This window comes from Streptococcus constellatus subsp. constellatus (assembly GCF_023167545.1).
Lineage (GTDB): Bacteria > Bacillota > Bacilli > Lactobacillales > Streptococcaceae > Streptococcus > Streptococcus constellatus.
The window spans coordinates 348,210-361,780 of sequence record NZ_AP014647.1 but is presented as its reverse complement, the minus strand read 5'-3'; the positions used below and the strand labels follow the sequence as shown (position 1 = coordinate 361,780).

The following is a 13,571-nucleotide window of genomic DNA, read 5'->3' as shown; positions in this document are numbered from 1 at the left end:
CTATCTTTTATTTTTAGCTAAAATTTCATCAATAGTTTCAATCATCTCAACACGGACTTCTTTGACCGGAACTTCAACGATAACAGAACCTAAGAAACCACGCACGACTAACCGTTCTGCCGTTGCCTGATCTAGCCCTCGACTCATAAGATAGTACATATCTTCTGGATCTACCTGACCGATAGACGCCGCATGCCCTGCTGTCACATCATTTTCATCAATCAAAAGAATAGGATTAGCATCTGAACGTGCTTTGTCAGACAACATGAGCACTCGACTTTCCTGTTGCGCATCTGCTCCCTTGGCTCCCTTGATAATGTGACCAATTCCGTTAAAAGTCAACGTTCCCTTTTCCAAAATCACTCCATGTTGGAGGATATTGCCGATCGAATTGCAGCCGTAATTGGTGACGCGACTGTCAATCCCCTGAATCTGCTTACCACGAGAGAGAGCCACCACTTTCATATCTGCATGACTTCCGCGCCCAAACAAATCACTGTCAAAATCAGCAATCACATTCCCTTCATTCATGACTCCAATCGCCCAATCAATCATAGAATCATCGTCCAACTTGCCCCGACGACTAATATAAGCGGTCACATTTTCTCCTAGTCGATCAATAGCTGAAAACTTAATCTGCGCTCCTGTTTGGGCAATGACTTCCACCGTGATATTTGCTGTCGCAGAAACACTGCTAGAACCATAAGTTTCCAACCGTTCTAAATAAGTCACTTTAGAATGTTTTCCTGCGATAATCAGAATATGCTTGTTAAATGGCACATCACTTTCACTATCTTGGTAAAAAATGCCTTCAATGGGCTGATTGATTTCAACATTATCCGGAATATATAGCACCGCTCCACTATTGAAATAAGCTGTATGGTAAGCTGCTAGCTTATCTTCGTCATATTTAACAGCAGACATAAAATGTTTCTCAATGATTTCTGGAATTTCCTCAAGAGCAGAATAAAAGTCTGTGAAGATGACACCCTGCTCCGCCAAGTCAGCCGGCAATTGCTCTAAAACAGTCTGCGTTCCAATCTGAACTAATTTCAAATGATTATCCAGTTCTGTAAAATCAGGTACATTTGCAAGAGATTCACTTTCTGAAAGCGTGCCGTCTCCCAAGTTCCAGCGGTGAAATTTCACGCGCTCAATAATCGGTAACTTCAACTCTTCTATTTTATCAAAAGCAGCTTGACGAAGATTCACCAACCACTCAGGCTCCGCATGCATTTGTGAAAAATGTTTAATGGTTTCTTTTGTCATTTCATTCTCCTATCTTTTTCAAGCAAAAAGAAGGGGTAACTAAACTTCTTCTTGGTAATCAAAACCAAGTTCTTCAGCTAATTTGGCATAGCCTTCCTGCTCTAAACGAACAGCTAAGTCTGGGCCACCTGAGGCCACTATTCGCCCATCCATCATAACATGCACCACATCAGGCGTAATGTAATTCAACAAGCGTTGATAGTGCGTAATAATCATAGCTCCAAAATTTTCACCACGCATGGCATTAACACCTTTAGATACCACTTTCAGCGCATCAATATCTAATCCAGAGTCAATTTCATCCAGTAGCGCAAAAGTTGGCTCTAGCATCAACAATTGCAAGATTTCATTGCGTTTCTTTTCACCACCAGAAAAGCCTTCATTCAGATAACGCTCGGCCATTTCCTCTTTCATATTCAGCAATTCCATCTTTTCGTCCAATTTCATGATAAAATCACGAACAGAGATTTTTTCGTCGTCTTCTTTACCTGCATTCATAGCTGCACGCAAAAATTCTGCATTGGTAATACCTGGAATTTCACTTGGGTACTGCATAGCAAGAAAAAGCCCCATACGAGCTCGTTCGTCCACATCCAGTTCTAAAACATTGACACCATCGAGCAGAACCTCCCCTTCAGTTACCTCGTAATTTGGATTTCCCATAATGGCGGCTGATAGAGTTGATTTACCTGTCCCATTTGGGCCCATAATGGCGGCTACTTCTCCTGTTTTAAGAGTCAGATTAACTCCTTTTAAAATTTCCTTTCCTTCGACTTCTACGTGGAGATCCTTGATTTCTAAGACAGACATGGTAAATTTTCCTTTCTTTGTAACCATAATATACCTTATAAGTATAGCAAAAAAAAGCCAAAAAGGCTTTTATTTTGTTTTAATTTAAGATTCTATTTCTTTCTTCTATTTCTGAATTTTGTACGAATTTCTTCTCGATAAGCAGAATTTCCAATGAACCGAAGAACATTAAGGAGTGGTGTCCGATTTTGACCCAAAACACCGATAAGTTCCGATAAAAGTTCCACTCCAAAGAGCAGACTAATCACTAATAGTACACCACCAATTCGACTTGAAACATTTAGCAAAAGAGAAATCATGGCAAAAATCATCGAAATGCCATAAATAACCAAGACTGTCCCACGATGAGTCAAGCCCAAAGAGAGCAGGCGATGATGAAGGTGACGCTTATCTGGCGTATAAAATTTTTGACCAGATAAAGTTCTACGCACAATCGCTAAAAATGTGTCTGTAATCGGCACACCCAGAATAATCATCGGAGTAATCACCGCGACGGCTGTCGCATTTTTCAAGCCTTGCAGTGACAAAACAGCAATCATAAAACCGATAAACAGTGCTCCCGTATCACCCAGATAAATAATAGCTGGGTGATAATTGTAAGGAAAAAATCCCGCGATAGACATGACCAGAACAAAAATAGTTAAGGTTAAAAACACATTGTGATCCGGCAAGAAAAAATAAGAAACGATTCCCATTGTCACCAGCGAAATAATCGATACACCACTCACTAATCCGTCTAACCCGTCAATCAAATTGACGGCATTGGTAATCGAAATAATCCAGATAACCGTCAAAATAAAAGATAACCAAGGGGCAAAGTGCAATAGCGGTCCGCCAAAAGGAATTTTAAAATGATTCAAACGGAAATCAGTCAATAACCAAATCAAACTGGCAGCCAACACAATTCCTGACATCTTTGCTAAAGGCTTCAACTCTTTCACATCATCAATAAGCCCTGTTAAAGCAATGATACCGCCGCCTGAGACAACCGGCCAAATATAATCAAAATAACCCTTTCCATGAAAGGTCGCTTGCACAATCATCGGCATAAAAACAAGTGTAGCAACCGAGAAAGAAATGACAATCGCTAAACCTCCGCTGCTTGGCATTGGTTTTTTGTTGATTCTTCGAGCATTTGGATAATCAACCGCGCCTATCTTAAATGCCAATAGACGCACTAAAGGTGTGAGAATCACACCAATAAAAAAGGTTCCAAGCAACACCAAAATGAATTTTAAAGGGAAAGGAATCATGAGCATTTAACCTTTTGAAGACTGGCAACCGCCTCGTTGACAAGCAATAAATAACCATGCTCTTGCAAAACAGCTCTTGTCACATCTGTGTCTTCCGCATGTTCACGCATAGAAGCCAAAAGCCAAGCTGGATAACGCTTAGGATGTCCTTCAATATCAACCAAGATTGTTAAATAATAGTAACCATCCATTTTGTACAACTCCGAAGTGTTAACAGCATAGTCTACTGTTTTAGAAAAGACAATCGCTTCTTTCAAGCTGGAAAATTTCAAGATATAATAGATATATTTTTGAGTAAGGTCGTCACTGTTTTCTTCTTGATCTTCTATGTCAGAAGTGCTCATATTATTTTCTGCTTCTGCCGTTTCCAAAGACCGAACAGCTTCAATATCGTCTTTGCTTTTCTCAAAAATATTTTTTTCTAATGTCTTTAAAAATTCATCTGGAGACATTTGAGACAGCTCTTCTACATCTGGTAAATCTGCCAAATCATCAAAGTTCAGATTCTTATCAATCTTAGACTTGGTGACAAAAACATCCAGTCGGTCTGGTTTAGGAGTTACACGAAAACTGAGCATACCGCTATCCAAAAAACTCTCGGGCATTTCCAACTCATCTAAAATTGCATAGAAAAACTCTTCTGTCTTTTCTTGCGGAACGAGAAAATCTGCCATCTCCATTCCACGTTCTTCTAAATCTTCTAATTTTATTGTGATCTTAATCGTTGTATCACTAATTTGCTTCATTTCCATCGCATTACCTCATACTTCTAGTCTTTTCATTATACTAAAATTTCGGGCTTTTTACAAAAAATAGACAACCTCATTTTCTTTTACCAATAAAAAACTCAACAAAAACTGTTGAGTTTTGAATACTTAAAAAATAGCTTTAAAGATTCCGTACACGATAAGCAAAACACCGAGCCCGATACGATATTTCCCAAAGATCGTAAAGTCGTGCTTTTTCACATAATCCGTCAAGAAACGAATCACATAGAGACTGACCCCGAACGCAACGCCCATTGCTACAAGCAGCAAGAAGAATTGCCCAAATCCAAGTGTGTTTCCTTTGATAATAAATTTCAAAATCTTCCAACCACTGGCACCAAACATGACAGGAATTCCCAAAAAGAAAGTGAACTCTGTCACCACAGAACGACTGGTCCCATTCAAAAGCCCACCTACAATGGTTGCTCCTGAACGACTTGTTCCTGGGAAAAGCGACAATACTTGAAATAGCCCAATGTAAAGCGCTGTTTTATAAGGCAAGCGATCCAAATTGGTAATCGCTGGTTCCACAGTTTTATTGCGTTTTTCTAACAAAATAAAGGCAACACCATAAATTATTAACATACAAGCGACAGAAATGAAGTTATAAAAATGTGCATCAAACCAATCATCCAAAGGTAAGCCAATAATAGCAGCCGGCGCAGCTGCAATCACCACTTTCGCCCATAATTGCCATGTTTTCTGCACTTCACGCGCTGTCTTTCCAGGTTTAAACGGATTTAATTTATCAAAATAAATCACGACAACCGCTAAAATCGCTCCTAATTGGATTACAACATTGAACATCTCCATAAAAGCAGCATTCTGATCTTTATATTTGAGAAATTCTTGCACTAAAATTAAGTGACCTGTACTCGAAATCGGCAACCACTCGGTAATTCCTTCTACAATCCCAAAGATAATGGACTTCAACATTTCAACGATAAACATTTTCTTCTCCTAAGATTGATTTGTTTTATTATAGCATAATTTCAAACAAGAGAATAGGGCACTTTTTTAAAAAGCGCCGCCTCCTCCGCCTCCGCCACCACCAGAGAAGCCGCCACCGCTACTTCCACCTGATGAAACAGAGAAACTGCTAGCCGAATTAGCTGCTGCCCCATAGCCAACAAAAGCATGTGAGCTCGCATGAAAATCATACACCATATCCTGATAAACAAAAGCATTCATCGATGGATTATCAATTGTGATTTTTCGTAGTTTCATCGTCTTGGTCACCTTATCTGCACAATTAAACATAGCAGCATAAACCAATAATCTGTTCCACAAAATCACTCCTTCCACTTCTGTATCCTTTAAATGAGCAATCTCATGCAGCATATTAGCAAAACTCTTCCAGTAATAATAGTTTTCTGCCCCTTCTTCATTTAAGACGCCATCACGCTTCACCATTTTGCATTTTCTCAAAAGGTAATACAGCATTCCGCCAGCAATGAAGAAGCTAACTACAAATTGATAAAATACGAGTCCATACTCCAAGAAAATCCAAGCTAAGATGCCAAGAGAAGCAAACACAATAAGATTCATAAGGATCATTGAAAGATATAAACACAAGAGCTCCTTTTTAGCAACAGGGCGATAATTATTTGGCAATTGCTCACGCTCAATAATTTCATGTATATTTTCTGTAATAAGTTTTAAATAGCATTTTAATAGTTTTCTCACTCTGTTGCCTGCGCTACGAACAGCTTTCTCGCCACTATTATATATCTTATCGTCAATTTTAAAATCTGAAAACAAATTTTTCACAAGCAACTGCTTGTTGTTTCCCATAGCCATTTTTAAAAATTCTTTTTCAAAATCAGCTAAACCCTTATCTGTCACTCTTTGTAATTTTTGCTGTTTCGTATCATCTGTAAAAACAAGATTGCCTCGATCAATCAAATCTAATAAAGTAGCTTGGACAAGATTTTCAAATTTCAGAGATGTAGCTTGTCGCTCAGTCGGATCCAATTCTGTCAAATCTACTGAATAAACATTTGAAGCAATGACCATTGGTGGTAAATCTTGCGGTATTTCATACAAACGAGCATGCTTAGGAAACGTTACACGGGATTTTGTTCTAAGATGAAAAATAATGTAAAAAGCCAAACTAATTAGGCCAACCAATACCAAAGCAAGTGGTAAGTCCCAGTCTACTAATCTCTGGTATTTTTTTGTACTGGTGGCAACTTCCTTTTCAACTTGACGAAACTCTTGCAACCGATTGCGTTTTGTAACAGCTAAACTATTTTCAGGAACAGTTACTAGCAATCGATCCCAATATGCATGAAATTCTAAATTTCTATTTTTAGCAATACTAGCGACACGGATCAGATAGCTATCTCCCTCTCGTGTCACTTGAGCTGGCTTCATAAAATAACCCGTGTGAGCATACAATTCAGTCTGTTGTGAAGTAGCTGGAGGAGTAATCCGAAATTCTACATTATTTAATTTTTTATCCCAATCACTGATTGGAATCCAGTGTAATTCTACAATATCATTGTAGACAAACAACATATTCTTCAACTTCCAAGTAACCGTAATGGTTACACGGTCTCCTTTATTACCGGCATTATAAATTTTATATTTATAACCACCCGCAATGTATTCCTGAACAGCAGTAATATCCGTTTTTGGTTGTCCATTTCTTAAAGCTAGAATCGTCGGCTTTCCTTCCACATCAAAGCCCAGAGGAACTTTACCAGATGTCCCCAAAGTAATGATTTGTCCCCTGTAGCCGCTTAAGAAATGGTAATTGACTGTTTCAACAAATGTCGCTGTATTATCAGAATGAATCTGTAAATTGCCTTTATAGGATTCAATATCGTAACTCACTGCCAAAACTCGCTGGCTAATGAACAAACACGAGAAAAAAATCACTATACTCCAAAAGAACTTTTTCATCTGACAACCTCCTTTTACTGGTTAGATTTATTATACCATTTTTTCAAGTAAGGGTTTACCCAATATTGAAAAGCATTGCTTTTTTCGATATAATACAAGGAACCTATTTTAAAATTAGGAGAATAATATGAAGAAAATTTGCTTATCTCTATTTACACTTTTTCTGTTCAGTTTAGGATTTGTAAATACCGTTCATGCCGATGAATATTTACGTATCGGAATGGAGGCAGCTTACGCTCCGTTCAACTGGACGCAGGACGATGACAAAAACGGCGCAGTCAAAATCGAAGGTACCAATCAATATGCCAACGGTTATGATGTCCAAATTGCAAAACAAGTCGCAAAAGAATTAGGCAAAAAACCGTTAGTAGTCAAAACGTCTTGGAATGGTTTGATTCCTGCTTTAACATCAGGAAAATTGGACATGATTATAGCAGGTATGAGCCCGACTGCCGAGCGGAAAAAAGAAATTGCTTTTTCAAATAGCTACTATACTAGTGAGCCAGTGCTACTTGTCAAAAAAGATAGTGCCTACGCCAATGCCAAAACCTTAAATGACTTCAAAGGGGCAAAAATCACGTCCCAGCAAGGTGTCTATCTTTATAATCTAATTTCACAATTGACTGGTGCTAAGCAAGAAACTGCAATGGGAGACTTTGCTCAAATGCGCCAAGCACTTGAGTCAGGAGTGATAGACGGCTACATTTCTGAGCGCCCTGAAGCCCTCACTGCAGAAGCTGCGAACTCAAAATTTAAAATGATTCAGTTCAAAAAAGGTTTTGAAGTGAATCAAGAAGACGCTACCATTGCAATTGGAATGCGCAAAAACGACAATCGTATAGAGCAAGTTAATGCTGCTATCGCTAAAATCAGTGCCAAAGACCAAACCGCTTTAATGGATAAGATGATTCGAAATCAGCCTGTTGAGACAGACTCTAGCCAAGATAAGACAAGTTTCTTTGGACAAGTGACAAAGATTCTAAAAGATAACTGGCCCCAGTTTCTGCGTGGAGCTGGTTTAACTCTTCTCATCTCCATTACTGGCACAATTGCAGGACTCATCATTGGACTCTTAATCGGTGTCTATCGCACAGCTCCTACTGCCAAAAATAAAGTTCTAGCGATGTTACAAACCTTATTCAGCTGGTTCTTGAATATCTATATTGAAATTTTCCGTGGAACGCCTATGATTGTTCAATCGATGGTTATTTACTACGGTACAGCACAAGCTTTTGGGGTTTCTATTGATCGGACAATCGCTGCTATCTTTATTGTTTCAATCAACACCGGCGCTTATATGAGTGAAATTGTCCGCGGAGGAATTTTCGCCGTTGACAAAGGACAATTTGAAGCCGCAACCGCTCTAGGAATGACACATAATCAAACCATGCGCAAAGTTGTTCTTCCACAAGTCGTACGAAATATTCTACCTGCTACAGGGAATGAATTTGTCATAAACATTAAAGATACTTCTGTACTGAATGTTATCTCCGTTGTTGAACTTTATTTCTCAGGAAATACGATTGCCACTCAAACTTACCAATATTTCCAAACTTTCACTATTATTGCTGTTATCTACTTTGTCCTAACATTTACTGTCACTCGCATTCTTCGCTATGTAGAACGCCGTTTTGACACAGACGAGTACACAACAGGCGCTAATCAAATGCAAACGAAAGGAATAAAAGCATGAGTGATATCATTTTAGAAATTAAGCATCTCAAAAAATCTTATGGCCAAAATGAAGTTTTAAAAGATATTTCTCTCACTGTCCACTCCGGCGAAGTTATCTCTATCATTGGAAGCTCTGGTAGCGGAAAATCAACTTTCTTGCGCTCTATCAATCTCCTCGAAGAACCAAGTGGCGGTGAAATCCTTTACCGTGGAGAAAATGTGCTAGAAGAAAAGTATAATCTCACCCACTACCGTGAAAAATTGGGGATGGTTTTCCAAAGTTTCAATCTTTTTGAAAATCTCAATGTTCTTGAAAATACTATTGTTGGACAGACAACCGTTCTCAAGAGAGAACGCGCAGAGGCTGAAAAAATTGCCAAAGATAATCTTGAAAAAGTCGGTATGGGCGAGCTTTATTGGCAAGCAAAGCCAAAACAACTCTCTGGTGGACAAAAGCAACGTGTCGCTATTGCACGCGCCTTATCTATGAATCCAGATGCCATTTTATTTGACGAACCAACATCAGCCCTCGACCCTGAAATGGTCGGTGAAGTACTAAAAATTATGAAAGACCTTGCTCAAGAAGGTTTAACCATGATTGTCGTCACCCATGAAATGGAATTTGCGCGTGATGTTTCAAACCGTGTCATTTTCATGGACAAAGGCATCATTGCTGAGGAAGGTAAACCAGATGATATTTTCACTCATCCTAAAAAAGAACGTACGAAAGAATTCTTACAACGCTATTTACGATAAAAATAGGAAAGACGAGACTAAAACATCAAGCCTCGTCTTTTTTTCTATCCAAAATAGTTACTATCTCTTTTGAAAACTAATTTTTATTCAAACAAAACAAAACGTTTGAATATATATTTCTTAGAAAATATACTATAAAAAAGTAAATTTCTAATTTTTTGGAATATTTTTTATAATATAATCTATAAAAGAAAGCGTTTTATGATTTTTTTGTAAAAATATTCGTTTAAAGCGTATGGTATTTTTTGAATAAATAAGTTTTTTTATATATAATTATTCATTACTTTAATCTCAAACCACATTATTGTACGATAGTAAATAAAAAAAGCAGGCTGCCAGCCTGCTAAAAATTCGATGATTAGTTTTCAAATTTTTCGTGATTTTTGTCGTAAAAATCAATCAATCCGAGAGCGGTTTCAAATGAAATATTCTTCACTTTAGCACGTCCTTGAGCAAGAGCAATGATAGACATTTCACGAGCGTTCGTTTCTTTACTGATGCGATAACCCGTGATTTTTTTATCACGAACCCAGCTAACAACTGATTCTACTTTTTCAAAGTTAGATTTAGCCATTTCCTTCTCCTATTTATTATTTCTAACTAAACATTTTAAATGTTTTTATTTGTTTTGTCAATGGAAAAGACAACTTATTTTGACGAATAAAATAATTCAGAATATTCTTTATTTTGCTTTAAGAGCTGATAAAATTTGCGTTCGGATACTTTCTACTCCGTCAGGATTGGCTGGTAAGAAAATTGTATTATTTCCCTTATTATCTGCAAAATTATTCAATGTATCAAGATATTGGTTGGTTAAAAGAATTGACATGATTTGTTCTTCTTTCAATTCAACATTTGCACCTTTTAACTCTTTGATAGAGTCTGCCAAGCCATCCACAATCGCTTTACGCTGTTCTGCAATCCCAACACCATGAAGACGATCTTTTTCTGCTTCTGCTTCTGCAGCAGTGACAATTTTAATTTTATCGGCTTCAGCTAATTCTTGAGCAGCGACACGTTTCCGTTGAGCAGCATTGATTTCGTTCATTGATTGCTTAACCTCTGCATCTGGCTCAACTTTTGTAATCAAGGTTTTTACGATAATATAACCATAAGTAGACATTTCTTCTGCTACTTGCTTTTGTACTTCAAGTGCGATTTCATCTTTCTTTTCAAACAATTCGTCCAATGTCAATTTAGGAACAGATGACCGCAAGGCATCTTCAATATAAGACTTAATTTGAGCTTCTGGACGAATCAATTTATAGTAAGCATCTGTTACGTTATTTTCATTCACACGATATTGCGTTGCAACATTCATCATGACAAATACATTATCTTGTGTCTTCGTTTCGACAACAATCTCACTTTGCAACAGACGTAATTGCACACGCGCTGCGATATGATCAATGCCAAATGGCAAGCGTAAATGAATTCCGCTATTACTAAGTTTTTGATATCTACCAAAGCGCTCTATAATTGCTACAGACTGTTGACGAACAACATATAAGGAACTAAAAAGAATAACAATCAGTACGATAACAATAATTGGCAATACTAAAAATAACATGATATGAAACTCCTATCTTCTTTTTCAAGATTATAGCATACTTAAACGTGTTTATCAAACAAAAGCGATAAAAGCTAGTTAAGTTATTATATTAAATTTCTCTGCATCCATATCTCACAAAAACTTATTTATATCCAACCATTTTCTTGAGCAATTCGAACTGCTTCCAAACGATTTTCTGCTGTTAATTTCGTTAGAATACTCGACATATAATTGCGAATGGTACCATTTGATAGATAAAGCTTTTGCGCAATTTCTTTACTAGATAAGCCTCTTGCTGTTGCTTGCAAAACTAAAATTTCTTGATTGGACAAGGGATTCTTACTTGTCATCATGACTTCCATTAACTCAGGAGAATATTCTTTTTTTCCGGCTAATACTGTTTGAATCGTTTTCATAAGGTCAGCTATGCTGCGTTCTTTTAAAACATAAGCATCTACATTAGACTTTACAGCACGTTCGAAATAGCCCGGACGTTTAAACGTGGTGACAATGATAACTTTAACAACTGATTGCTGCTCCTTAACCCATTCTAAAACATCTAAACCTGTTTTTTCTGGCATTTCCACATCTAAAATAGCAACATCAATATTTTGGGATTGGAGAAGATCCAGTGCTTCCTGACCATTAGAAGCCTGATGAACCATTTCGACATCTGGCTGCATTTCTAGTAATTGGCACAAAGCATCCCGTAACATACTTTGATCTTCGGCTACTAATAATTTCATCTGTATCCCTCCATTGGCAAATGTACTCGAATCTTAGTTGGCTGTTTATAATTTAAAATCTCTACTTGTCCAGACAAAGCTTCTACACGCTCCTGAACCGAATGTAATTCTTTTCCTGTGACAGTTTTGAAACCTTTCCCATTATCCTCAACATCAGCAATTAAGCATTTGTCTTCAGAATATAAACGAATTTTACAATGACTTGCTTGAGCATGTTTGATGATATTCGTCGCCAATTCTAGTAAAACCATACTTAAGCTTGATTGCATAGTTGGTGCAATACTAGCTATATTGAGTTGATTCAGTACTTGTACTTGAATCCCACTCATTTCTAACATCACTTGAATCGTCACCAATTCATCATCTAACGTTCGTGTTTTGAGATTATCAATAATTCGTCGTACATCCGCCATAGATTGCTTGCTAATTTCATGCACTTCTTGCAATTCTTTGCCAGCTTTCTCATAAGCTTTCATTTGAAGAAACTGTTGCGCCAATTCTGTCTTGATACTGAGCATAGCAAAGGTGTGCCCTAGACTATCATGTAAGTCTCGACCAATCCGATTACGCTCATTTTCTGCTAGAAAAAGATTCAGCTGGGCATTTTGTTTGACCTTTTCTTCCTTGATCCGCTCTGTCATTTGAATCCGATGGAGACCAAAGGTCAAGCCATCCGAAAAGAGAAAGGTTACAACAAAGAAGAGTAGCTCTGCTGGACCAACATTACCCACCAAGTAATTAGTCATCACAATAATAGGCTGCAAGGCGATAAAGGTTAAAAAACGCCAGGATTTAAAAGAAATATCATCTAGTTCGTAAATAAGCAGATTAGATAGATAAAAAATGTACCAAGTAAACCCTCCATTTAACCAGACAGAACCATAATATATGTAAGCTACCAAGAACCACCAAGAAAAAAACTGGATAAGGCGATGGTTACTTAACAAGACCGCATAGTAAGACACAACAAAAGTAGCTGTCCAGAGCAAGAGGAAAAGCGGGTATTCCCCGCTAATCACTCCCGCCACTGGAAAGATGATAAAGACCAGCGCAATATGAAACATATAGTGGACTTGTTTAAATTTTTCCCACATGGTTTTATTTTACCTCAATTCGATTTTTGAGTTGCAACACAAGAATGCTAACCAAAACTGTATAAATCAGAACAATCAAAGCGGCCTTACCATTGAATTGATGGTGTTCTAGATAAGAAGACACGACCTGCATCAGTTGATAACTTGGCGTCAGCTTACCGATGGATTGGAGCCATTTTGGGAACATGGTCAGAGGGAACCATAGCCCGCCCAGAACAGCCAGTGCCATATAGACGATATTGCCTACTACAGACATGAGCTGAGCACTTGGCAAGAGGCTAACCAATACACCCATGGCAATAAAGACCATACTTCCCACCAGAAGTATCAAGGCAATAACGAGCCAGTCCACCATTGGCAGATCAACACCGCGTACAAAATGCCCGACTGAAAAGACCACGATAATGGAAAGCATGAAAGTCAACAGCGTACTACAGAGTTTTGATATATAGTATTTTACCATAGAAATCGGCGAGTGCTGAATCATTTTTTGCCAGTTATTATTTTTATCAGACTGCAAAGTGCTTGGAATACTAAAGAAGGCGCTAGACATGATACTAAAAACAGTCATTGAAAAGAGATATGCCTGAAGTACACTAGCTGGTGCATTCCCCGACATCATACCAGAAAATATTAAGTAAAAAACACTGGGTAAGCCGATAGACAGTAAATAATAAGCTGCTTGTCGCTTCATCAAAATTAACTCAATCTTCATTAAACTAGTCATATATTTCATGATAGAT

General features: G+C 37.8%; 13 protein-coding genes. 2 read left to right on the top strand and 11 right to left on the bottom strand.

Annotated elements, in window-relative coordinates; translation table 11 throughout:
• The 6 genes from sufD to SCSC_RS01835 form a co-directional block, all read right to left on the bottom strand.
• Positions 1–1,269: a Fe-S cluster assembly protein SufD gene (gene sufD / locus SCSC_RS01860; RefSeq protein ID WP_003070294.1), complete on the bottom strand. Its 1,269-nt coding sequence runs from the start codon at positions 1,267–1,269 to the stop codon at positions 1–3.
• Positions 1,270–1,308: 39 nt separating this feature from the next.
• Complete coding sequence (sufC, locus tag SCSC_RS01855) at positions 1,309–2,079, bottom strand: Fe-S cluster assembly ATPase SufC (protein WP_006270068.1); 771 nt, start codon at positions 2,077–2,079, stop codon at positions 1,309–1,311.
• A 92-nt stretch (positions 2,080–2,171) separates the two neighbouring features.
• Positions 2,172–3,338, bottom strand: coding sequence for a glycosyltransferase family 4 protein (locus SCSC_RS01850; RefSeq protein WP_022524656.1), 1,167 nt, complete (start codon positions 3,336–3,338; stop codon positions 2,172–2,174).
• Complete coding sequence (gene mecA / locus SCSC_RS01845) at positions 3,329–4,084, bottom strand: adaptor protein MecA (protein WP_003070299.1); 756 nt, start codon at positions 4,082–4,084, stop codon at positions 3,329–3,331. Before mecA ends, SCSC_RS01850 begins: the two co-directional genes overlap by 10 nt.
• 123 nt (positions 4,085–4,207) lie before the next feature.
• Entirely contained in the window at positions 4,208–5,050 is an 843-nt protein-coding gene (locus tag SCSC_RS01840; protein ID WP_003070301.1) for an undecaprenyl-diphosphate phosphatase, read from the bottom strand.
• Positions 5,051–5,116: 66 nt separating this feature from the next.
• On the bottom strand, positions 5,117–7,006 hold the full coding sequence (locus SCSC_RS01835) for a DUF2207 domain-containing protein (RefSeq protein ID WP_006270057.1): 1,890 nt from the start codon (positions 7,004–7,006) through the stop codon (positions 5,117–5,119).
• Between the two features lie 127 nt (positions 7,007–7,133).
• On the opposite strand from SCSC_RS01835, the gene SCSC_RS01830 reads away from it, so the two are divergent.
• Positions 7,134–8,699 carry an ABC transporter substrate-binding protein/permease gene (locus tag SCSC_RS01830; protein ID WP_006270065.1) on the top strand — a complete coding sequence of 522 codons (1,566 nt, stop codon included), beginning with the start codon at positions 7,134–7,136 and terminating at the stop codon, positions 8,697–8,699.
• A complete protein-coding gene (locus tag SCSC_RS01825) occupies positions 8,696–9,436 on the top strand; it encodes an amino acid ABC transporter ATP-binding protein (protein ID WP_006270073.1) in 741 nt (246 codons plus the stop codon). Before SCSC_RS01830 ends, SCSC_RS01825 begins: the two co-directional genes overlap by 4 nt.
• 358 nt (positions 9,437–9,794) lie before the next feature.
• Here SCSC_RS01825 and SCSC_RS01820 read toward each other — a convergent pair whose 3' ends face one another.
• From SCSC_RS01820 to SCSC_RS01800, 5 genes are all read right to left on the bottom strand, one after another.
• Entirely contained in the window at positions 9,795–10,010 is a 216-nt protein-coding gene (locus tag SCSC_RS01820) for a capsule biosynthesis transcriptional regulator (protein ID WP_003025899.1), read from the bottom strand.
• Positions 10,011–10,118: 108 nt separating this feature from the next.
• On the bottom strand, positions 10,119–11,006 hold the full coding sequence (locus tag SCSC_RS01815; RefSeq protein ID WP_006267612.1) for an SPFH domain-containing protein: 888 nt from the start codon (positions 11,004–11,006) through the stop codon (positions 10,119–10,121).
• Between the two features lie 128 nt (positions 11,007–11,134).
• A complete protein-coding gene (locus SCSC_RS01810) occupies positions 11,135–11,734 on the bottom strand; it encodes a response regulator transcription factor (RefSeq protein ID WP_006270048.1) in 600 nt (199 codons plus the stop codon).
• A complete protein-coding gene (locus tag SCSC_RS01805; protein ID WP_006270061.1) occupies positions 11,731–12,828 on the bottom strand; it encodes a sensor histidine kinase in 1,098 nt (365 codons plus the stop codon). Before SCSC_RS01805 ends, SCSC_RS01810 begins: the two co-directional genes overlap by 4 nt.
• A 4-nt stretch (positions 12,829–12,832) precedes the next feature.
• Positions 12,833–13,564, bottom strand: coding sequence for an ABC transporter permease (locus tag SCSC_RS01800; protein ID WP_006270050.1), 732 nt, complete (start codon positions 13,562–13,564; stop codon positions 12,833–12,835).
• Positions 13,565–13,571: the final 7 nt, after the last annotated feature.